Origin of the sequence: Streptomyces chilikensis, from assembly GCF_001642695.1 — a bacterium.
Taxonomy (GTDB): Bacteria; Actinomycetota; Actinomycetes; order Streptomycetales; family Streptomycetaceae; genus Streptomyces; species Streptomyces chilikensis.
The window spans coordinates 4,301,725-4,321,374 of the sequence record NZ_LWCC02000005.1; the positions used below are offsets into that span (position 1 = coordinate 4,301,725).

Below are 19,650 nucleotides of genomic sequence, written 5' to 3' on the forward strand. Positions count from 1 at the left end.
CTCAGCGCGAGACGTTCTCCGAGGCCGTCAGCAGACCCAGCTCCCCGCGGGTGGGCAGGCCCTCCCAGTCCCCGGGGACGGTGCAGGCGAACGCGCCGGTGGCCGAAGCCGTCCTGAGCCGCTCCGCCAAGGGCCTGCCCGCGAGCAGTTCGGCGAGGTACCCGGCCACGAAGGCGTCGCCCGCGCCCACCGTGTCCACCACGTCCACCCGCACCGCGGGCATCCGCGCCCTCTCGCCGTCGGCGACCGCCGCGCACCCGTCCGCGCCCAGCTTCACCACCGCCTGCGAGGGCCCCAGGGCGCACAGCGCGGCGGCGACCTCCAGCGGATCCTCGTCCGCGGCCACGAACAGCTCGGCCTCCTCCGGCCCGGCGAACACCACGTCCGCCTCCCGGACCAGCCAGGCCAGCCCTTCCGCCGCCTCGGCCGGGCTCCACAGCCTGGTGCGGAGGTTGACGTCGAAGGAGACCAGCAGACCGTGCTCCCCGGCGACCGCCACGGCGTGCCGCACCGCGTCCGCGGCCGACGCCGACAGGGCCGGGGTGATGCCGGTGACGTGCAGCAGCCGCGCGCCGCGGAAGACCCCGTCCGGAACGTCGCCGGGGGAGAGCCGGGACCCGGCGCTGCCCGCGCGGTAGTACCAGACCCCGGACGTCCGCGCCGTGCGCCGCTCCTTGACCATCAGCCCGGTCGGCGCGCCCGCGTCCACCACGGCCCGCACGTCCAGGTCCTCGCCGCGCAGTTCGCGCAGCACCCGCCGCCCGAACGGGTCGTCCCCGACCCGTCCGATCCAGGCCGTCGGCACGCCCAGCCGGCGCAGACCGACCGCGACGTTGCTCTCCGCGCCGCCGATGCCCAGGCTCATCCCCGGCACGTGGGCGAGGGCGCCGACCCGCTCGGGCGCGAGCAGGGCCATGGTCTCCCCGAGGGTGACGACCTCAGCCACCGGACACCTCCGCCGCGGCCTCGGCCACGCCCTTCACGACCTCCCGCGCCCGCAGCCGCAGCTCGCCGAGGTCACCGCCGGCGAGCGCGTCGCCGAGCAGCGGACCGCCCAGGCTCACGGCCGGGCACCCGACCCGGATCCACTCACCGGCACTCGCCCGGTCCACGCCGCCGGACGGGATCACCGGCATGCCGGGGAACGGTCCGTGCAGGTCCTTCACGTACCGCGGGCCGACCGCGGACGCCGGGAACAGCTTCACGGCGCTCGCCCCCGCGGCCCAGCCGGTGCGCAGCTCGGTGGGGGTGAGCCCGCCCGGCACGATCGGCACCCCCCGCCGCACCGCCGCGCGGATCAGCCCGGGATCGGTGTGCGGGGTGACCACGTACCGGGCCCCGGCCGCCAGCACGGCCTCCAGGTCCTCCACCGTGAGCACGGTGCCCGCGCCCACCTCGGCGTCCGGCCCCAGGGATCCGGCCAGATCGGCGATCGCGTCCAGGCCGCCGGCGGTGGTCAGCGTCACCTCGAAGCTGCGCACGCCCTCCTCGGCCAGCGCTTCCGCCGCGGGCCGCAGGAACGACGCGTCCGCGGCGCGCAGCACCGCGATCACGCGGCTCTCCAGGAGGACCGGACTCAGGGGAACGCTCATCGGTGCTGCTCCTTCGCACGGGGCTGCCGGCGGGGCGGCGCGCTGTCGTCGCCGCCGGACAGTTCGGGGTGGCGGTCACGGATGGCCCCGACGTCGGCGAAGACCTGCCGCAGGTGGCCGCGGAGCGCCGTGCCGGTGCCGCCCGCGTCCCCCCGCTCCAGGGCGTCGACCACGTCGGTGTGCTGCTGGACCAGCAGGGTGATCCGGTCCTCCGGGGGGAGCGACAGCCGCCGCGCCCGGTCCAGGTGGGCCTTGGCCCGCCCCGCCACCGGCCAGACGTCTCCGTGCCCGCCGACCGCCATCAGCCGGGCGTGGAACTCCTCGTCGAGCCGGAGGAACGTCTCCGGGTCGCCGCGCCGGCCGGCCTCGGCCTGCCCGGCGAGCAGGGCCCGCGGCTCCAGGACGTCCCGCTCGGTGGCCTGCGGCACACCGTCGCGCAGGGCGGCCGGCTCCAGCGCCTCACGGACGAACCGGGCGGAGGCCACGGCCTGCGGCCGGATCCACGACACGAAGGTGCCCAGCTGCGGATACACGTCCACCAGGCCCTCCTCGCCGAGCAGGACCAGGCTCTCGCGGAGCGGCGTGCGGCTCACGCCGAGCTCGGCCGCCAGGTCGTTCTCCGACAGCGCCGCGCCCGGGCGCAGCTCCAGCCCCGCGATCCGCGCGCGCAGGAACTCGTACACGAGCCGTCCGGTGTTCCGCCCCCGTGCGCGCGCCGCGTGCAACCCGTTGGCCGAGACCATCGCGGGTCTCCCCTCCCGACCTCGTCCGACGTGCTTGTACGGTAGTCGACGAGCCAGGTGCCGCAATGACCCGGATGGGCCATTCCCCCGCCCTCTCCCTCCCCGTCCGAGAGGCATTTCCCCTGCGGGGAAGCAAGTGGACGAGCAACACGCCGCCACGGTGCCCCCGGCCGCCCTGATGCCGCCCCCGGCGGGCGGTGCCATCAGGGCGGCGACCGCGCGGGGGCGGCGCCGGACGGTCCCGGGCCGGCCCTAGTGGGCGTCGACGAGGGTGCGGCCGCCGGCGGGGACGGGCGCGGTCAGGCGGTTGGCGTAGAAGGACTCGACGCGGGCCTGTTCGGTCAGGTTGGGGACCGCGTTGGTGCAGCTGGTGCCGGCGCTCGACCCGGACATCAGCTGGGAGCACGGGCCGGGCTTGGTGTCGGGCAGGCCGAGGCTGTGGCCGAGCTCGTGGGCGGCGATGCGCGTCTTGTTGTACCCCTGCGACACGGCCTGGCTGCCGAGTTCGACGCGGACCTGGCCCCCGGGGCGGACCGGTCCGAGATAGGCCTGCGGCCAGCCGCTGGTGGCGACGATCACGATCTCGGCCCGGGTGCCGGGCGCGGCCTCGACCAGTTCGACGTTGTCGACGTTCGCGTTCCAGGAGGCGACTCCGGCGGCGATCGCCGACTCCCAGCCGACGGCGCGGCTGTCGTCGTAGCGGAGCGTCACCACCGCCGCTGCGTCCACCGCCCCCGCCGGGGCGGGCGTGGCCTGCGCCGCCGTGGCCGCTGCCAGGGTGATCGCCGCGGCGGCGCCGGCTGTCTTCAGCCACAAGAACTTCTGCATAGCTGTCCCTTCACTCGTGGGGGCGGCCCCGCTGGGGACCGGGGTGGGGGAGGAGATCCGCGGCGACGGGGTATGCGCTCGTGGGAACTCCTGGCTCTCCGGAACTCCATGACTCTGCCCAGCACGACGGCTTAGTCATGCACATGCCATGCAAGATCGGCCGGAAAGGATCCATGGCACACGCGGCACGGCGCGCCCGCCGCCCGCGAACCGGCCGGTCACGCGTCGGCCGGCCCGCCGGAGGCGTCGGCTCCGACCCGGCGTCAGGCCGGTTCGAGACCTTCCGGTTCACGTCCTCCTTCCTCCGGACCCGGAGGAAGGAGGACGTGAACCGCGCCGACGACGGCGGTCCGGTGGGGGAGCGCGGCGTCCGCCGGGGATGGCCCCCGCGTGGTGCCCGCCGGGTCAGGCGGCCGTGAGGGGTTCGCCGGTGATGCCGGCGAGGAGGGCCAGCAGGCGCTCCTGGACGTCGAGGTCGTAGGCGGCCGGGTTGGCCCTCAGGGACACGCGGTGCTTGAGGTAGCGGCCGGTGACCAGCGCCTCCGGCTCGTCCGAGGAGGCCAGCCACACCGGGGTCTCGGCGCCGTCCGGCAGTGCGTCCGTGGCGTCCGGACCGCCGAGCCGGGTGCGGACCCAGCCGGGGTCCACCGCGTTGACCACGGTGTCCGGCCACAGCCGCGCCACGGCGAACGCCAGCACCACGTCCATGAGCTTGCTGTCGGAATAGGCCTGCATGCCGTCCCACTCGCGCTTCTCGAGCGTCAGGTCGTCGAAGTCCAGGCGGCCTTCGGACTCCAGTCCCGAGGTGAGGTACACCAGCCGTGCCGGGCGGGGGAGCAGCGCGGTCAGCAGGTAGGGCGCCACCACGTTGACCTGGAAGATCTGGCCCAGGCCGTCGGCGGTCACCACCCGCCGGGCCGCGCCGCCGCCCACGCCGGCGTTGTGGATCACGGTGTCGAAGGGCCCGGCCCCGGCCGCCGCGGCGGCCAGCGCGCGGGTGCCCTCCAGCGACGCCAGGTCGCCGGCCAGCACCGCGGCGGCGCCGGGCAGCGAGGCCCGCAGCTCCGCGGCGCGCTGTTCGTCGCGGGCGTGGGCCACGACGTGATGTCCGGCCTCGATCAGTACGCGGGCGGTCTCGTGGCCGATGCCCTGGGCGGAACCGGTGATGAAGATGCTGCTCAAGGTGCGTCGTCTCCCATGACGGAGCGGTGAGGGGGCCGGCGGCCGTCCTCGCTTCCCGCCCAGGCGCCGGTGGTGCCGCAACCCCTCCGGCGCCGCCGAGTCGGCTTGTGGGCGCGCCCGGCGGCGAGACGGAACCCGTCGCCGCACCGGGCCCGGCAGACGATACCGCCACGCGTGGGAGCGCTCCCGACCCGGTGCCGACACGCCGTCGTCCCCGCTGCCCCCGCCGCCCTGCGCGACGGTTCCTGACGCGCGGTCGGCCGGGCGGCGCGAGGGGGGGGCGGGGCGCGGCGCCTCACGCCGGCCGCACCCGCGCCCGCGCCGGGACACGTCGCCCCGCCCGGCCGCCACGTGACGGAACCGGGCCACCTCGCAGGGACCTTCGGTGCCGCGACTTCCGAAGGTTCTGTGACGGCTGTTGACAGCGGAGTGCCCCGCTGGCTTTATGAACCGTAGGGATGGGAGCGCTCCCATCCCCGTGCGTGCACGTCCTCTCGATCCTGTGAAGCACCGGAACGGCACACAGCGGGACAGAAGCGATCGCGTCGCCTGCGGACCTCCAAGGCGGGATCCGTGATCGCGGGCCGCTCTCTCCCGCGGGTGCCGCGGCGGCGGCCGGCTCCCCGGCGCGACCCGATCCGTCGAGCCGCGCCGCCGGCTCCGCCCGTACCACCGCACCGGAACCACCGCACCGCCCGCATCGCAAGGACGCACCACCCCAACCGCACCGCCCGCACCACGGTCCCGCCGTCCTTCCCCGCGGCGGGACCGCCCCTCCCAGGGGGCAGGCCGGCGTCCCGCGCCGGTGCCGGGGGCCGCCGCCCGGGCACCGGCACGTGCCTTCGCCGCCTGCCCCGCCGTCGCACCGGAAGGACGTTCCGCTACGGCATTCGTGGCCCTTTCCGTCCGGGCCGCCCCGGAACGGGAACCCTTCCGGTCCCGCCCGCTTCCGCTCCCGCGCATCCGAAAGGCCTGTCGATGAGCCCCACGACATACCACCGCGGCCGTTCAGGCTTCCGCCGCCGCAAACGGCTGACCACGGCCCTGTCCGTCGTCTCCGCCTTCCTCACGCTGGCCGTGCTGACGGTCGCGCAGCCGTCGGCCGACGCCTCCGCGCAGGCCGCGGCCCTGCCGTACCAGGACGCCTCCCTGGCCGTCGACGAACGGGTGGACGACCTGCTGGCCCGGATGACGCTGGACGACAAGATCGGCCAGATGACGCAGGCGGACAAGGACTCGATCGTCCCCCAGTCCGACGTGAACACCTACCGCCTCGGCTCGGTCCTGTCCGGCGGCGACGGCACGGTGAGCCCCAACACCGCGCAGACCTGGGCCGACACCTACGACGGTCTCCAGCGCCAGGCCCTCGCCACACCGCTCGCCATCCCGATGATCTACGGCATCGACGCGGTGCACGGCGCCAACGCCGTCCGGGGGGCGACGATCTTCCCGCACAACATCGGCCTGGGCGCGACCCGTGATCCGGCGCTCGTCGAGCGGATCGGCCGCGCGGTCGCCGAGGAGGTGTCCGGAACGGGCGTCGACTGGACCTTCGCCCCGTGCCTGTGCGTGGCCCGCAACGACCGCTGGGGCCGGACCTACGAGTCGTTCGGCGAGACGCCCGAGCTGGTCTCCTCCATGGCCACCGTCGTCGACGGCTTCCAGGGCGCCGACGGGCCCGGCTCGGCGCCCGCCTCCGTGCTGGCCACCGCCAAGCACTACATCGGCGACGGCGGCACCACGAACGGGACCGACCAGGGCGACACCCGGCTGACCGAGGCCGAACTGCGCTCCGTCCACCTCCCGCCGTTCAAGGCGGCGGTGGACCGCGGCGTCGGCTCGGTGATGCTCTCGTACAGCAGCTGGAACGGCGTCAAGGTGCACGGACACAAGTTCCTCGTCACCGACCTGCTCAAGGGAGAACTGGGCTTCGACGGCTTCGTGGTCTCCGACTGGGCCGCCGTCGACCAGCTCGACGGGCAGACCGGCTTCACCGCCGCCGAGGTGACCAAGGCGGTCAACGCGGGCGTCGACATGGTCATGGTGCCGTACGACTACAAGAAGTTCATCAGCCTGCTGCGCGGTGAGGTGAACGCCGGCCGGGTCCCGATGTCCCGCATCGACGACGCCAACCGCCGCATCCTCACCCAGAAGTTCCGGGTCGGGCTGTTCGAGAAGCCGTTGACCGATCGCGCGTACACCTCGACGGTCGGTTCCGCCGAGCACCGGGCGCTGGCCCGCCAGGCCGTGCGCCAGTCGCAGGTGCTGCTCAAGAACGAGGGCGGAGTGCTGCCGCTCGCCAAGTCGGCCAAGCTGTTCGTCGCCGGGAAGTCGGCCGACGACATCGGCAACATGAGCGGCGGCTGGACGATGAGCTGGCAGGGCAGGAGCGGTGACATCACCCCCGGCACCACCGTTCTCGAGGGCATCCGGGAGACCGCCACCGATCCCTCGCGCGTCACCTACGAGCGGTACGGGAACGGCATCGACGGCAGCTACACCGCCGCGGTCGCCGTGGTCGGCGAGACCCCGTACGCCGAGGGGAAGGGCGACAGGCCGGGCGCGATGGGCCTCGACCAGGAGGACCTGCAGACCCTGGCCAAGCTGAAGGCGAGCGGCGTGCCGGTGGTGGTCGTGCTGGTCTCCGGCCGGCCGCTGGACATCGCCGCGCAACTGCCGGACTGGAAGGCGCTGATCGCTGCCTGGCTGCCGGGCACGGAGGGCGGCGGCGTGTCCGACGTGCTGTTCGGCGACCACCGGCCGACCGGCAAACTGCCCGTGACGTGGATGCGCGGCGCCTCGCAGCAGCCGATCAACCAGGGCGACGGCAAGGACGCCCTGTTCCCCTACGGCCACGGACTGACGTACGGCACGGGGACCGATCCCACGCCCACCCCCACGCCGACCCCCACCCCCACCCCGACACCGGGCACCGGGCTCTGCACCGCGACCACCAAGGTGACCGGCTCCTGGTCCGGCGGCTACCAGGCCGACGTCACGGTGCGCAACACCGGCACCGCCCCGCTGACCGGCTGGGCGGCGAGCTGGGACCTCGGCACCCGGACGGTCACCAACGTGTGGAACGGCACGCCGACGACCAGCGGCGGACGGGTCACCGTGCGCAACACGCCCTGGAACGGCACGGTTCCGGCCGGAGGCACGGTCACCTTCGGCTACACGGCGAACGGGTCCGCGGACGGCCTGCCCGTCCCGGCCTGCGCCGGGACGACGGGCGGCTGAGCCGGGGAGCCCCGCACTCCGGCCGCCACCGCCTCCCCGCCCGCGCGGCGGGGGGCGGTGGCGGCCGTGCGGCACGCGCGGACGGGGGCGCCGCACCGGGACGCGGCGGCGGTGGACGGGCACGGATGTCGGAGACGCCGCGTAAGGTCCTGCCGTTCCCGCGCACCGCTCCCCGGAGGCCGTCCATGACCCGGCACACGCCGCCCCGTCCCGTCGACGTGGCGACGCTCTTCCCGGAGCTCGCCCCGTTCCGCCGCGAGGCGGTCCGGCTCCATCCGAGGGCGGGGGAGCCGTCGTACCGGGAGAACTCGCTCGGAGGGCCGCTGATGTGGCCGGCGGAGGAGGCCTGGCCGGTCTGCGCGGACGCCGAGGCGCACGTCGACCTGGGCGACGGCGTTCCCGGCGGGCCCCGGACGCCGCTCGTCCCCGTCCTGCAGGTCCACCGGGCGGACGCGCCCGGCATCCCGTTCCCGGCCGGGCGCGACCTGCTGCAGGTGCTGTGGTGCCCGTTCGACCACGACCCGCAGTACTGCCCCAGCCCCGTGGTCCACTGGCGGACGGCGGAGACCGTGGGCGAGGTGCGGGCCACTCCGCCCGCGCCGGCCGACGCCGTCGCGTCGTACCTGCCGGCGCCCTGCGTGCTGCACCCGGAACGGGTCACGGAATATCCGGACGCCGACCTGCCGAGGGAGCTCCGGGCCGCCCTCCGCGACCGTTTCGACAGGCTCGAGGAGGAGACCGGCCTGGAGTACGAGGACGACCTGGCCTCGGCGCCCGGCACCAAACTGGGCGGCTACCCCGGCTGGACCCAGGCCCCCCAGTGGCCCGGCTGCGACGGGTGCGGACGCCCCATGGAGCACCTGCTGACCGTCGCCAGCTGGGAGTACGACGGCCTGTGGAGCAGCTGGATCCCCGTGGAGGACCGGTCCGTGGCCGAGAGCGGGCGGGAGGACTTCCGCGACGAGCGGTCCCTGTCCGTCCGCGCACCGGCCGGCCTGATGCTCGGCGACGCGGGCGGTGTCCACCTCTTCGAGTGCCGCGCCTGCCCCGACCGCCCGGTCGCCCACCGCTTCGACTGCTCCTGACACCCGCCGGCGCCCCGGGTCGCCGGCCGTACCGGAAGGGGGGCCTGAGTACGCGTACTCATGACCCCGCCCGCCGTCCGGGCGACGCTGGACACGCACGCCGACACGAGGGGGGAACCATGAGCCGGCCGCTGCTCTTTCTCGACGTCGACGGGCCGCTCAACCCGTACGCCGCCGTGCGGCAGCACCCCCTGCCCGGCTACCGGGCACGTCCCGTCCCCGGCACCCTCCCGGTCCGGCCCTGGCGGCTCTGGCTCAACCCGGCACACGGCCCCGCCCTGCTCCGCCAGGGCTTCGACATCTGCTGGGCCACCGCCTGGATGGCCGACGCCAACCGGCACATCGGCCCCGTCCTCGGTCTCCCCGAACTCGACTTCGTCGACTTCGGCGACGACCTGTTCCGGGAGCGCGCCGACGGCGTCCACTGGAAGACCGCGGCGATCGTCGAGCACGCCGCGGGCCGCCCGTTCCTCTGGGTCGACGACGAGACGACCCTCCTGGACGACCTGTACGTCGCCGCCTGGAGCCCCACCCCCGCGGCCCTGCACCACGTCGACCCCCGCGTCGGGCTGCGCCTGGAGGACTTCCTCGCACTGGACGACCTGGCGGCCGGCCTCGGCGGTCCGCACGGCGGGAACGGCCACCACGACCGCGCGGAGGCCGCCGGAGCGGGAGGCGCGCGCTCCATCCGCTGAGCCGCGGGGCCGGTCCACGCGACCCCGGGCTTCCGGTCACCCGCCCGCGCCGCCACCGGACCCTACTTCCGCGGGTGAGCACCTCCCCCTGCGAAGGTTTCCCGCGCCAGGGCCATGCCCAGTTCGTCCGCGACCTCCAGAACCGTCCTCACCCCGTCCGACGTGGTGCGGAAGTTCACGAAACACGTGCGCAGGCAGGTGCGGCCGTCGACGACGGCGGACGCGAGGAACACCCGCCCGTCTGCCTGCATGGCCCGGACGAGACGGTCGTTGTGGGCGTCGAGGCCGGAGTCGTCCAGCCCGGGCACGACGTGCCGGAAGCAGACCGTCGACAGCACCGGTTCGCACAGCAGCGAAAAGGAGGAGTGTCCGCGGACCTCGTCGGCCAGCAGCGCCGCGTGGGAGAGCGTCGACTCGATCCAGGTGCGGAACCTGTCGGCGCCGTGCACCCGCAACGACAGCCACAGACGCAGCGAGCGCAGGGGCCGCGAGTACTCGAAGGTGCGGTCCACCGGATTGCCGGTGTCCTCCTCGTGCGGCATGTAGTGCTCCTCGTGGCCGAACGCCGCCCTCAGCGGACCGCGGCGCCGCACCAGGAGCACGCTGCACCCCTTCTGCAGACCGAGCCATTTGTGCGCGTCGACGGTGACGGAATCGGCCCGGTCGAGCCCGTCGAACAAGTGCGCGGCCCTCCGGGTGGCGGCGGCGGACACGCCGTAGGCGCCGTCGACGTGCAACCACACCTCCTCCCGCCCGCACACGTCGGCGACGGCCGCGAGCGGGTCGACCGCACCGGTCAGCGTGGTGCCGGCGGTGGCGACGACGGCCACCGGGGTGAAGCCCGCCGCCCGGTCCCGCACGAGAGCCCGCTGCAGCTCGTCCGGCCGCATGCGGTGCCGTTCGTCGACCGGGACGCGGCGCAGCGCCCGCCGCCCCAGTCCGGCTGCCTCCACCGCCCGCACGACGGAGTGGTGCGCCTCGGCGGAGCAGTAGACCGTGCCCCGCCGGCCGGTCACTCCCTGTTCGCGGGCGCCCGGCAGCGCCTGTTCCCGGGCCGCGAGCAGCGCGGTGAGGTTGGAGGTCTGGCCGCCGCTGGTGAAGTGGCCCTCCGCCGCCGGGTAGCCCACGAACTCGGCCACCCACCGCACGGCCTGTTCGTCCAGCAGATCGGCGGCTCCGGCCGCGCTCGCCAGGTTCACGTCGTAGGCCGCGGAGAGCGCGGAGGCGATCACTCCCGTCTCCAGGCCGGTGGAAGGGACGTAGGCGAGGAACAACGGCCGGGACGGCGACATGCTGGCCTCCAGGACGCCGACCGCGTCGTCCAGCGCTTCCCGGGGAACCCCCGGAGCCCCGGGAAGCGCCCCGCGGAGCCTGTCCGCCAGATTCGCGTCCATCCGCGGCTCCCGCGCCCGGGGGCGGTCGAACGACTCCCAGGCCGCCGTCAGGTGCCAGCAGAGGTCGTCGAGAAGATCCGCCCGTCCGGACGGTGCCGAGGAAGGGCCGCCGGGGGAGGCGGCCTTGTGGCGCGGTGCGTCAATCATGATCGCAGCGTGCGGAGCGCGCGGCTGCTGATGCAACCGACTCCCGGCGATTGGACAGGACATGGCGCATTTGTTGCGAAGGGGACTGGAACGGTGTCCACGGATGCTTTCCGCGTCCGGATTTGTTCACGGTCGACGACGACTGTGCCGATGGCGGCGGATTCTTCCTCGCCTCCCTGTTCCCGGCCGAGGCGGGCGGGGCCCGTCCGCTCCCGGTCCGCATCATCAAGAGCAGGAGGTTGATCATTTCTTATTACTGAATCGCCGTGCAGGGGTGGCCTTTCGGTCGTCTTGTGTCATTGCTGATCAACCTTTCTCCGTGGCGAAGTGATCCGCGTACGTTGCGGTCGCAGGCGGGCCCGGAACCGGAGCCCGTCGCAGCCGACGAACGACGGAGGGGCTCCGATGGCGAGCGTGGAAGTGGCACTCAAGGAACTGATGACCGAGATCGAGGGCTCGCTCGGTGCGGCCGTTGTGGACTACACCAGCGGCATGGCCCTCGGAAGTCTGGGCGGCGGCAAGGACCTGGACCTGACGGTTGCCGCGGCCGGCAACACGGACGTCATCCGCGCCAAGGTGCGCACCATGGAACACCTGGGCCTCAAGAGCCAGATCGAGGACATCCTGATCACGCTGGGGACCCAGTACCACCTCATCAGGCTGGTGGCGGGCCGCAACGGCAACGGTCTGTTCCTGTACCTGGTGCTCGACAAGGACCGCTCGAACCTGGCCATGGCCCGCCACGTGCTCAAGCGCGTGGAATCCCAGCTGGAAGTCTGAACGGCTCCGCGGCCTGCGGACCCATGCCCACGACTTGAAGAATTCTTCACGTCATCACATGGAGATCGTTCCAAGCCGTGAACGTGAGCGGCAGGGGCCGAGAAGATGAACCGACGAAAGCCCGTGGCGCGGCGGGGGAGCGCCGCGCCACGGGGCCAGCCACCCCGACCGGCAGGAAGAGCGCCATGCAACTGCCCCTCTACCAGGCCAAGGCAGAGTTCTTTCGCATGCTGGGGCACCCGGCACGCATCAGGGTCCTGGAGCTGCTGCAACACGGACCGGTCCCGGTCCGGGACCTGCTCGCGGACATCGAGATCGAACCCTCCAGCCTGTCCCAGCAACTCGCCGTACTCCGCCGCGCCGGCATCGTGGTGTCCATCCGGGAGGGCTCCACCGTCAGCTACGCGCTCGCGGGCGGCGACGTGGCGGAACTCCTGCGCGCGGCCCGCCGCATCCTGACCGAGCTGCTGGCCGGGCGGAACGAGCTCCTGGCCGGACTGCGCGAGACCGACACCCCCGCACCGCCGGTCACGGCGGCGGCCGAATAGGCGACCGGAACGCCGTCCGCCGTTTCCGGCGACCGGTCGGGGGCAGGCGCATCGGTGTACCGCCTACGGAAGGAGTGCCATGAGCGCCGGAGAGAAGGCCAAGGCCAAGGGCGAGCAGATCGCGGGCAAGGCAGTGCGCAAGGGTGCCCACGCCACCGGTGACGACACCACCGCGGCCAAGGGCGGCGCCCTCGAGGCCCGCGGTCACGCCCGCGAGAAGAAGGAAAAGGGCAAGGACGCCTTCAAGCGCTGACCCGCGCGGCCGCACGGGCGAAGTGCGGCCGGCCCGCCGGTGAGGGCGTCGGACGACCCCGGGTGCGACTTCCGCACCCGGGGTCGTCGTGTCCGCGGACCCCGGAACCCGGCCGGGCGTCCGCGGCCCCATGGCGGTCGAACGGTGGAGGACCCGCTTTTCGCGGGAATCCACCGCGCGCAGCGGTGGTGGGACGTCCTGTTCGGACGCGCGCCGGGGCGCGCGGGGCGCATTCGCGATTGGCGGGATGTGGCGTCTTGCGCATGTGCCAATGACACTCTCGGGGGCCGGTGGGAAGCCGCCGCCGACGGGGCGCGGGGAAATGGACTGGCCGAACTGCCCTCGTGGTCACGGAGGGGCCGGCCCGCCCTTCCGGCGAGGTCTCGTAAAAGCGTCGGCGCAGGTCGGAAAGGACGGGAAAAGGAGATCAAGAAAAGCCCCGGCATACCGCGCCGGAAGTGGTTCCCCCTGCGTTTCGGCCAAGTCCGGACGGCTGTCTAGGCGGATTCCTGGGAACGGTGGAGCATGAGGGAGTCGGCTGTCGGACGGGGCCCCGATTGGCCGACAAGTGGCTTCCGCGCCGCTCCGGACGCGCGGGGAAAACGGGAACAGGGGGTCTCCACGGTGGATCTTTTCGGTACCGCTGCGCATGACGAATTACGGAGCACGGTGCGGGAGTTCGCGGAGACCGAGATCCGGCCCCGCATCCCCGAACTGGAGGCGGAGAGGACCGTTTCCGAAGTGGGGCGCAAACTGTCCCGCATGATCGCCGAACAGGGCTGGATCGGAGCCACGATCGCCCCGCAGTACCAGGGCATGGGCGTGGGGCACCTCGGCAAGACCGTCCTCGTCGAGGAACTCTCCCGCGTCTGCGGCGCCATGGGCGCGATGGCCCAGGCGAGCATTCTCGGCGTCGCCAAGATCATCCATTTCGGCGACGCCGCGCAGCGCGCGGCCTGGCTGCCGCGGATCGCCAGGGGCGCGTGTCTTCCCACCATCGCCGTCACCGAGCCGGGCTCCGGCGGCCACGTCCTCGGCATGACGAGCAGCGCGGTCCGTGACGGCGGGGACTACGTACTCAACGGCCGCAAGATACATGTGGGCAACAGCCACGTGGGCGACCTCCACGGCGTGGTCGTGCGCACCGGGCCGGGGTCCCGCGGGCTGAGCGCCTTCCTGGTCGAGGCCGACCGGCCGGGCGTCGGGCTGGTTCCGCAGCGGCAGTCCATGGGGCTCCACGGGTTCTCCTTCGGGGAGATCGTCTTCGACGGCGTCCGGGTGCCGGCCGCGCACCGGCTCGGCGACGAGGGGCAGGGACTGGACATCGCCTACTCCTCCTCGACGCTCTACGGCAGACCGAACCTCGCCGCCGTGTCGCTGGGCATCCACCAGGCCGTGGTCGAGGAGACCGCGGCCTTCTGCGTCGAGCGCATCCGTTACGGCAGGCCGCTCAAGGACCTGACCAACGTCAAGATCAAACTGGGCGAGATGCAGTCCCGCCTGATGACCGCGCGGACCGCGCTCTACCACGCGGTGAGCCTGCTCGACCACGGAATGCCGTGCGACGAGGAGATGATGAACGCCAAGGCGGTCAACGCGGAGTACGCCATCACCTCCGCCCGGCAGGCGATGGAGATCCACGCGGCGGCGGGACTGTTCACCGACCGCGCGGTGGAACGGCACGTGCGGGACGCGTTCCACATCCTCGCGCCGGCCGGCACCTCCGACGTCCAGTACCTGCGGCTGGCCGAGACGGCGCTCGGGGAGGGCAAGGGGTCCTGGTCCGTCCGCCTCGCCCACGTGGCGCGCACGGTCCCGCCCGGCCCCGGCCGGGGACTGCTCGCGGTGTGAACGCCGCGGACCCCCTCGCCGGCGCCTCCGCCGGGACGCGGGCCCGGTCGTCCGGGAGGGGCGGCCGGGCCCGCACCCGCGTCAGCCGGCCGTGTCGGGCCAGACCCCGTAGGCGAAGCCGCCCCCCGCCTCGTCGACGGTGAGCCTCCAGTGGTGCCCGGCGGGCATCCGCGGCGCCACGCCGACGGTCAGCTCCTCCTCCAGCTCCGCGCGGCTCCACTCCTGCGGCGGGACCACGCCCACCAGCCGGGCGTACAACCCGGTCAGCGCCGCCGCCAGCACCTCGTCGTCGGCCAGCAGCCGGGGCGGCACCCGCAGGTGCGGGCCCGGCCGCAGCCGTGACGGTGCGACGGCCTCCCTGGCGAGGGCCCGTGCCCGGGGGACGCTCAGGCCGGCCGCGTCCCCGACCTCGCCGGCGTCGGCGCCCTCGTACCGCGCCTGGAGGACCAGCCGGTCGCGCGCCGCGCAGGCCATCGCGACGTGCGCGGCGTGCCAGTGCAGCCGGTCCAGCAGTTCCTTGATCCGCAGTTCGCTCCCGTGGCCGCCCGTCACGACGCCTCCGGCGGTCAGCGGGCCGCACCCGCCGACCACGGCGCCGTCGCCACCGTGGTCAGCGCCGGATAGGGCTCGCCCGGCGGGGTGGTGGCGTACACGGCGCAGGTCAGCGGCCGGATCCCGCTCAGGCGGTGCTCGCCGTGGTCCTCCATGAGGTCCTGCGGGATCCCGGTGATGAAGTCCCGCTCCAGCAGGTGTTCCGCCGCCTGGATGTGGGCGCGCACCGTCTTGGGCGCGATGCCGGCCCGGGCGGCCGCCCGCTCGACGTGGAACTCGCAGGTCACCCAGGCCCGCAGGGTGCGGACCAGGTCCCGCCGGTCGGTGGCGAGCGGGCGCAGCGTCTTGTCCGCCCAGGCGCGGACCTCCTGGCCGACCAGGATGTCGTGCAGGGTGGCCGGCGGGCCGGTCTCCGCGGCGCTCCCGGTGCCGTGCATCCGCACCACCTGGATGGCGAGGGACAGCGCGATCCGGTGCATGGTCCGTTCCGGGTCGAGACCCACCGCCTCACAGGTCTGGCCGACCCGCCGGGCGAGGGTGTTGCGGTGCATGCCGAGCACCTTCGACGCCGCCGTGGTGCGGAACTCCAGTGCCATGGCCGTGAGTTCGAGCTGCCGTATGCGTGCCGTGCTGAGGATCGGCCGCAGCAGCGCCGTCGCCCACGACCGCGCGGGCCCGGTGGGCAGGACGTCGGCGAGGCCCGGCGGGCGCGGCGACGCGACGACGATCCGCTCCGGGTGGTGCGAGGCCCGGGTGAGCGCGGCCAGGGCCTCGTCGTAGGCGTCGCCCACCTGTTTGAGCTCGTGCGGCTGGCTGCCGCCGGTGTGGACGCCCGCCGTGCGGAACACCTCGAGCAGATGGCGCACGATGTGCTCGTGCTCCTGCCCCTCGACCAGCGGAACGACGCTGATGATGTGGTTGTCGAAGGCCGGGCAGGCGACCGAGAGGGCCTGTCCGGCGAAGAGCCGGTCGGCCTGCGCCATCACCAGGGCCCGCCCGGCGCGGCCGCAGTCGGTGACGTAGACCCGGGCGTGCGTGGGGTCCAGCAGACCGGGCATGATCGACGCGGTGACGCGCTGGGCGTCGACCGCGTGCCCGGTCATGAGTAACTGGAACGCCGACAGCCGTACCTGGCGGACGGCGTCCGAGACCACCAGGTCGTCGGAGCGCCGTCCCGTCATGGCCACCGAGAGCACCTTGGCGGCGCAGGTGGTGAGCTCGGCCTCGGCCTGCCCCAGCGGGGCGGGCGTGCCGACGACCAGGGCGCCCTGTCCGCCCACCGGCACCGAGGAGACGTACAGCCCGTCGGGCGTCCGCCCCGGCCGGCCGGGATGCTCCAGCGCGGCCGCCAGGGTCACGGGCGCGGCGGGCGGCGCCGCGGCGCGCACGCCGCCGGCGTCCCGGACGACGACGTCGCCGGGCAGTTCGGCCGCGAGGTATTCGGCGACCCCGGTGACGGTGTCGGCCTGCGGGTGCGAGAGGTGGTCGAGCAGGGTGCCCAGCCTCGCGGCGTGACGCCGGGCCGCGGTGACGCCGAGCTCGGCGACCCGGTGGGTCAGCAGCGTCTTCCAGTCGCCGAGCGGGTGCGACGTGGTGAGCAGCGGCAGGCGGTGCTGGGCGGCCGTCTCCCGCAGGGCGGGGTCGAGCGCGTCGGGGGCCGTCCCGGACACGACGAGCGCCGCCGCGCCGCCGGCCGAGAGCGTGTACATGATGCGTTCGGCGTCCTCCAGGTAGCGGCTGTGCGTGACGATCAGCGCGTGTGCGACGGTGGACCGGATCCAGTCGGTGTCGGAGAGGACCTGCGCGGACTGCACCTCCCGGTCCTCCCCGGCGTGGCAGACGGTGATGCCCAGCTCGGGGAAGGCCGGCAGGTCTCGAACGGTCAACATGTGCCTGTCACTCCTCATCGGTGGGGCGCGCCGCGCGTCCGCCACGCCGCGTCGAAGGGTTTCCTCTGCCTGTGCGGGTGGTGGAGAACAGCACGCCGACGTGGGCGGGGCAGGCGCGGAACGGGCTGGGGCGCCCGGCGACCGCGGTGATCGGGGCGGTGAGGTCCCAGAGCATGTCGACGGCCGTCTCGGTCGCGGCCTCCGCGATGGTGGTCGCCAGACCGGGCGCCGGGCACCGGTGGACCCCGGCGGACCAGGCGAGGTGGCTGCGGTCGTGGGCGCCGCCGTCCCCCGGACGGTGGGGGTCGACGCCGGTGGCCGCGTGATCGACCAGGACCGGGACGCCGGGCGGGACGCGCACGCCGTGGAGCACGGTGGGGCCCACCGCGTAGTGGGCGGACATGGTGGTGGCCGGGCAGCGGCGGGACAGCGTCTCGGTGAGCGCCGCCCGCACGGTGACCGAGCCGCCGACCAGCCGGGTCGCGTAGGCCGGATCGGCGACCAGCGCGTGGAGGGTGGTGCCGATCCACGCCGCGGTGGGCGCCGCGCCCAGGAGGATCAGGGCGATCACCTGGTGGCAGACCTCGTCGTCGGTGAGGCCCGCCGGATGCGCCAGCAGCCACGACGTGAAGTCCTTCGCCGGACGCGCCCGTTTGGCGTCGAGCACCTCCCGCACCATCCCGTGCAGGTCCCACCACGCCGTGGCGGCGTCCGGCTGGGCGTCGGCGAGCCGGTCGGTCGCCGTCCGCACCCGGTCGGCGGCCTCCGGCGGCAGACCGGCCAGCCCGGTGACGGTCCGGGCGACCACCCGGTCGGCGTACTCGGACATCAGGTCCAGGTGGCCGCGCCCGGCCACGTCCTCGATGAGGTCCCGGGCGTGCCGTCGCACCGTCTCGCGCACCGCGTGCGCGTTGACGGAGGCCAGGCAGTCGCCCACCGCCCTGCGCAGCCTCTCGTGCCGTTCGCCGTCGCTGTGGTGCAGACCGGGCGTGGCCAGATAGGCCAGGCGGGAGGGGACCAGGCCGCGGTTCAGCGCCTCCCAGTGGCCGGGGTCCTTGCGGAAGGCCGGGCCGGTCAGCACCTCCCGGGCGGCCTGCCAGCCGGTCACCACCAGCACGTGGACGCCGTCGGCGATCTCCGCCCAGGCCACCGGGCCCTGCGACCGCAGGCGGGAGCGGACGTCCTGTCCGGACAGGGCCGTGCCGTGGAGTCGGGGGACACCCGTGGAAGTGGTCATCGCGGCTGGGTCTCCTTGGGCCGGAGGACGTCCTTGACCAGGGCGATCAGGGACTGCTTCGCGGATTCGCGGGCACGCGCGTCGATCCGGATCAGCGGCCGGTCGTCGGGCAGGGTCAGCGCGTCCCGCAGGACCGGTTCGGGGTACACGGGCGCCCGCGGGAAGTCGTTGATCGCGACGACGTACGGCAGCCCGGCCTCCTCCAGCAGACCGATCGACTCGTAACAGGCGTCGACGTGCCGGGTGTCGAGGAGGACGATGCCGCCCAGCGCGCCGTCGAGGAGGGAACGGATCATGTCGGCGAACCGCGGCTGGCCGGGCGCGCCGAACAGGTAGACGACGATGCCGCCGGCCAGCGTGCGCCGCCCGAAGTCCATGGCGACGGTCGTGGTGGTCTTGGCGGCGGTCGGCAGGTCGTCGACCACCTGCCCCGCCCGGCTCAGCCGCTCCTCGGTGCGCAGCGGCCGGATCTCGGAGACCGCTTCCACGAGGGTCGTCTTGCCGACCCCGAAGGCGCCCAGGACCACGACCTTCACGGAGGTGGACCCCGGAGGCAGGTAGTGCGGCCGGCTAGAGCTGCTGAAGGCCATGGAGTATCCGTTCCAGGAATTCTTTCTCGTGCGGCTGGGCGAGCGGGACGAACGGGTCGGCCGCGAGGAGGTTCCCGCGGGCCACCAGGTCGGCGACCAGCGCGCGGACCACGCCGCCGGGCATCTCCAGGTGGGCGGCGACCTCGGCCACCGAGACCACCCCCGGCGCGCAGAGCGCCAGCACCCGGCGGGCCTGCACGCCCAGTCCCGCCCTGGGCGCGGAGGGAGCGAGCGAGAGGAGGGTGGCGTGGTCGGTCCGCAGCGGCGGTGGCTCCGGCGCCGCGTGCCCTTCGGCGCCCTCCGCCCCGCCGGACGCCGCGTCCCGCGTGAGGGGGATGACGGTGTGGGAGCGGACCACCCCGCGGCGGGTGTGCCCGCTTCCCGCCGGTCCGCCGCTCACGGCCCGGTCGCGAGCTGCCGTTCCCGGGCCTCGAGGTAGGAGCCCAGCCCTTTGATGAGTTTGAGGCTCTTGCCGATCGCGGCCTGGACCCTGGGCGAGCGGTCGCCCTCCACGGCCACCGCCAGACCGGTGTTCCGGCCGGCCGACAGCACCGCCACCGTCATCTCGGTGAAGTCGATGATGTTGTACTTCATCCGCATCTGCTCCGGACGGCCGCCGGAGAACTCCAGGAACACCGAGGTGTGCAGCGACGCCAGCCCGCTGAAGGCCGCGCTGAGCTTCTCGGCGGTGTCGCGGGGGATGCCGTCGGTATGGGTGAGCATCATCCCGTCGCTGGAGAACAGCACGGCGCCGGTCACGCCGTCGCCGAGCAGGGTGTTGAGCTGGGGGGCCATGTCGACGGTGTCGGCGGTGGCGTGTGCGTACTCGGACATCTCAGGCTCCTAAGTCGTTCGTGCCGTCGCCGTAGCCCTCCGTCAGGGTGTCCATCACCCGTCCCAGGTCCGCGGTGAACGTCTCGGGGTCGGGAGCGGCGGCGGGGGTGCGGGGCGGCGCGGCGTGGCGGCGTGGCGCCCGCGGCTGCCGTTTGGGGAGGACGGGGAGCTCCGGCGCTCCGTGGGCGGCCGCGCCGGCCCCCGGGAAGG

The 19,650-nt window shown here is 74.0% G+C and carries 20 protein-coding genes and 1 pseudogene; 8 read left to right on the plus strand and 13 right to left on the minus strand.

The genetic code is table 11. From position 1 onward, the window contains the following. Window position 1: 1 nt before the first annotated feature. From A2U95_RS19310 to A2U95_RS19330, 5 genes are all read right to left on the minus strand, one after another. Window positions 2–946, minus strand: a complete 945-nt coding sequence (locus A2U95_RS19310) for a sugar kinase (RefSeq protein ID WP_166024220.1) — start codon at window positions 944–946, stop codon at window positions 2–4. After that, window positions 939–1,592: a bifunctional 4-hydroxy-2-oxoglutarate aldolase/2-dehydro-3-deoxy-phosphogluconate aldolase gene (locus tag A2U95_RS19315; RefSeq protein ID WP_206282914.1), complete on the minus strand. Its 654-nt coding sequence runs from the start codon at window positions 1,590–1,592 to the stop codon at window positions 939–941. Before A2U95_RS19315 ends, A2U95_RS19310 begins: the two co-directional genes overlap by 8 nt. Beyond that, on the minus strand, window positions 1,589–2,335 hold the full coding sequence (locus A2U95_RS19320; RefSeq protein ID WP_166024222.1) for a GntR family transcriptional regulator: 747 nt from the start codon (window positions 2,333–2,335) through the stop codon (window positions 1,589–1,591). Before A2U95_RS19320 ends, A2U95_RS19315 begins: the two co-directional genes overlap by 4 nt. 252 nt (window positions 2,336–2,587) lie before the next feature. Further along, window positions 2,588–3,163 carry a snapalysin family zinc-dependent metalloprotease gene (locus tag A2U95_RS19325; protein ID WP_166024224.1) on the minus strand — a complete coding sequence of 192 codons (576 nt, stop codon included), beginning with the start codon at window positions 3,161–3,163 and terminating at the stop codon, window positions 2,588–2,590. 405 nt (window positions 3,164–3,568) lie between these two features. Further along, a complete protein-coding gene (locus A2U95_RS19330; RefSeq protein WP_166024227.1) occupies window positions 3,569–4,345 on the minus strand; it encodes an SDR family NAD(P)-dependent oxidoreductase in 777 nt (258 codons plus the stop codon). A gap of 978 nt (window positions 4,346–5,323) precedes the next feature. Here A2U95_RS19330 and A2U95_RS19335 point away from each other — a divergent pair. From A2U95_RS19335 to A2U95_RS19345, 3 genes are all read left to right on the plus strand, one after another. Next, window positions 5,324–7,585 carry a glycoside hydrolase family 3 N-terminal domain-containing protein gene (locus A2U95_RS19335; RefSeq protein ID WP_166024229.1) on the plus strand — a complete coding sequence of 754 codons (2,262 nt, stop codon included), beginning with the start codon at window positions 5,324–5,326 and terminating at the stop codon, window positions 7,583–7,585. 185 nt (window positions 7,586–7,770) lie between these two features. Further along, complete coding sequence (locus tag A2U95_RS19340) at window positions 7,771–8,670, plus strand: DUF1963 domain-containing protein (protein WP_166024231.1); 900 nt, start codon at window positions 7,771–7,773, stop codon at window positions 8,668–8,670. A 119-nt stretch (window positions 8,671–8,789) separates the two neighbouring features. Then, window positions 8,790–9,365 (plus strand): HAD domain-containing protein, encoded by a 576-nt coding sequence (locus A2U95_RS19345; RefSeq protein ID WP_240957366.1) that lies wholly within the window; start codon window positions 8,790–8,792, stop codon window positions 9,363–9,365. Window positions 9,366–9,427: 62 nt separating this feature from the next. On the opposite strand, the gene A2U95_RS19350 is transcribed toward A2U95_RS19345, so the two are convergent. Next, window positions 9,428–10,906: a pyridoxal phosphate-dependent decarboxylase family protein gene (locus A2U95_RS19350; RefSeq protein WP_166024233.1), complete on the minus strand. Its 1,479-nt coding sequence runs from the start codon at window positions 10,904–10,906 to the stop codon at window positions 9,428–9,430. 122 nt (window positions 10,907–11,028) lie between these two features. On the opposite strand from A2U95_RS19350, the gene A2U95_RS19355 reads away from it, so the two are divergent. The 5 genes from A2U95_RS19355 to A2U95_RS19375 all read left to right on the plus strand — a co-directional run bounded on the left by A2U95_RS19355 (window position 11,029) and on the right by A2U95_RS19375 (window position 14,338). Beyond that, window positions 11,029–11,166: a hypothetical protein gene (locus A2U95_RS19355; RefSeq protein WP_166024235.1), complete on the plus strand. Its 138-nt coding sequence runs from the start codon at window positions 11,029–11,031 to the stop codon at window positions 11,164–11,166. A 145-nt stretch (window positions 11,167–11,311) separates the two neighbouring features. After that, on the plus strand, window positions 11,312–11,686 hold the full coding sequence (locus A2U95_RS19360) for a roadblock/LC7 domain-containing protein (RefSeq protein ID WP_166024237.1): 375 nt from the start codon (window positions 11,312–11,314) through the stop codon (window positions 11,684–11,686). Window positions 11,687–11,871: 185 nt separating this feature from the next. After that, a complete protein-coding gene (locus A2U95_RS19365; protein ID WP_166024239.1) occupies window positions 11,872–12,234 on the plus strand; it encodes an ArsR/SmtB family transcription factor in 363 nt (120 codons plus the stop codon). 79 nt (window positions 12,235–12,313) lie between these two features. Next, complete coding sequence (locus A2U95_RS19370) at window positions 12,314–12,487, plus strand: hypothetical protein (RefSeq protein WP_166024241.1); 174 nt, start codon at window positions 12,314–12,316, stop codon at window positions 12,485–12,487. A 624-nt stretch (window positions 12,488–13,111) separates the two neighbouring features. Further along, a complete protein-coding gene (locus A2U95_RS19375; protein WP_277350915.1) occupies window positions 13,112–14,338 on the plus strand; it encodes an acyl-CoA dehydrogenase family protein in 1,227 nt (408 codons plus the stop codon). An 81-nt stretch (window positions 14,339–14,419) separates the two neighbouring features. Here A2U95_RS19375 and A2U95_RS19380 read toward each other — a convergent pair whose 3' ends face one another. The 7 genes and pseudogenes from A2U95_RS19380 to A2U95_RS19410 form a co-directional block, all read right to left on the minus strand. After that, complete coding sequence (locus A2U95_RS19380) at window positions 14,420–14,890, minus strand: hypothetical protein (protein ID WP_166024244.1); 471 nt, start codon at window positions 14,888–14,890, stop codon at window positions 14,420–14,422. Between the two features lie 14 nt (window positions 14,891–14,904). Next, window positions 14,905–16,779, minus strand: a complete 1,875-nt coding sequence (locus A2U95_RS19385; RefSeq protein WP_166024246.1) for a helix-turn-helix domain-containing protein — start codon at window positions 16,777–16,779, stop codon at window positions 14,905–14,907. Window positions 16,780–16,786: 7 nt separating this feature from the next. Continuing rightward, window positions 16,787–18,016, minus strand: a complete 1,230-nt coding sequence (locus tag A2U95_RS19390; RefSeq protein WP_166024248.1) for a cytochrome P450 — start codon at window positions 18,014–18,016, stop codon at window positions 16,787–16,789. Further along, entirely contained in the window at window positions 18,013–18,606 is a 594-nt protein-coding gene (locus tag A2U95_RS19395; protein WP_166024250.1) for a GTP-binding protein, read from the minus strand. Before A2U95_RS19395 ends, A2U95_RS19390 begins: the two co-directional genes overlap by 4 nt. Next, complete coding sequence (locus A2U95_RS19400; RefSeq protein ID WP_240957368.1) at window positions 18,587–18,964, minus strand: DUF742 domain-containing protein; 378 nt, start codon at window positions 18,962–18,964, stop codon at window positions 18,587–18,589. The genes A2U95_RS19395 and A2U95_RS19400 overlap by 20 nt, the downstream gene beginning before the upstream one ends. Before the next feature lie 38 nt (window positions 18,965–19,002). Beyond that, window positions 19,003–19,440 (minus strand): roadblock/LC7 domain-containing protein, encoded by a 438-nt coding sequence (locus tag A2U95_RS19405; RefSeq protein WP_166024254.1) that lies wholly within the window; start codon window positions 19,438–19,440, stop codon window positions 19,003–19,005. 1 nt (window position 19,441) lies between these two features. Beyond that, a pseudogene (locus A2U95_RS19410) lies at window positions 19,442–19,650 on the minus strand (hypothetical protein); the annotation flags it as partial.

Bases quoted from the DNA above. Each gene is read 5' to 3' on its own strand.
- A2U95_RS19315 (WP_206282914.1), bottom strand. From the start codon at position 1,592: ATGAGCGTTCCCCTGAGTCCGGTCCTCCTGGAGAGCCGCGTGATCGCG.
- A2U95_RS19320 (WP_166024222.1), bottom strand. From the start codon at position 2,335: ATGGTCTCGGCCAACGGGTTGCACGCGGCGCGCGCACGGGGGCGGAAC.
- A2U95_RS19325 (WP_166024224.1), bottom strand. From the start codon at position 3,163: ATGCAGAAGTTCTTGTGGCTGAAGACAGCCGGCGCCGCCGCGGCGATC.
- A2U95_RS19335 (WP_166024229.1), top strand. From the start codon at position 5,324: ATGAGCCCCACGACATACCACCGCGGCCGTTCAGGCTTCCGCCGCCGC.
- A2U95_RS19340 (WP_166024231.1), top strand. From the start codon at position 7,771: ATGACCCGGCACACGCCGCCCCGTCCCGTCGACGTGGCGACGCTCTTC.
- A2U95_RS19345 (WP_240957366.1), top strand. From the start codon at position 8,790: ATGAGCCGGCCGCTGCTCTTTCTCGACGTCGACGGGCCGCTCAACCCG.
- A2U95_RS19350 (WP_166024233.1), bottom strand. From the start codon at position 10,906: ATGATTGACGCACCGCGCCACAAGGCCGCCTCCCCCGGCGGCCCTTCC.
- A2U95_RS19360 (WP_166024237.1), top strand. From the start codon at position 11,312: ATGGCGAGCGTGGAAGTGGCACTCAAGGAACTGATGACCGAGATCGAG.
- A2U95_RS19365 (WP_166024239.1), top strand. From the start codon at position 11,872: ATGCAACTGCCCCTCTACCAGGCCAAGGCAGAGTTCTTTCGCATGCTG.
- A2U95_RS19370 (WP_166024241.1), top strand. From the start codon at position 12,314: ATGAGCGCCGGAGAGAAGGCCAAGGCCAAGGGCGAGCAGATCGCGGGC.
- A2U95_RS19385 (WP_166024246.1), bottom strand. From the start codon at position 16,779: ATGTTGACCGTTCGAGACCTGCCGGCCTTCCCCGAGCTGGGCATCACC.
- A2U95_RS19390 (WP_166024248.1), bottom strand. From the start codon at position 18,016: ATGACCACTTCCACGGGTGTCCCCCGACTCCACGGCACGGCCCTGTCC.
- A2U95_RS19395 (WP_166024250.1), bottom strand. From the start codon at position 18,606: ATGGCCTTCAGCAGCTCTAGCCGGCCGCACTACCTGCCTCCGGGGTCC.
- A2U95_RS19405 (WP_166024254.1), bottom strand. From the start codon at position 19,440: ATGTCCGAGTACGCACACGCCACCGCCGACACCGTCGACATGGCCCCC.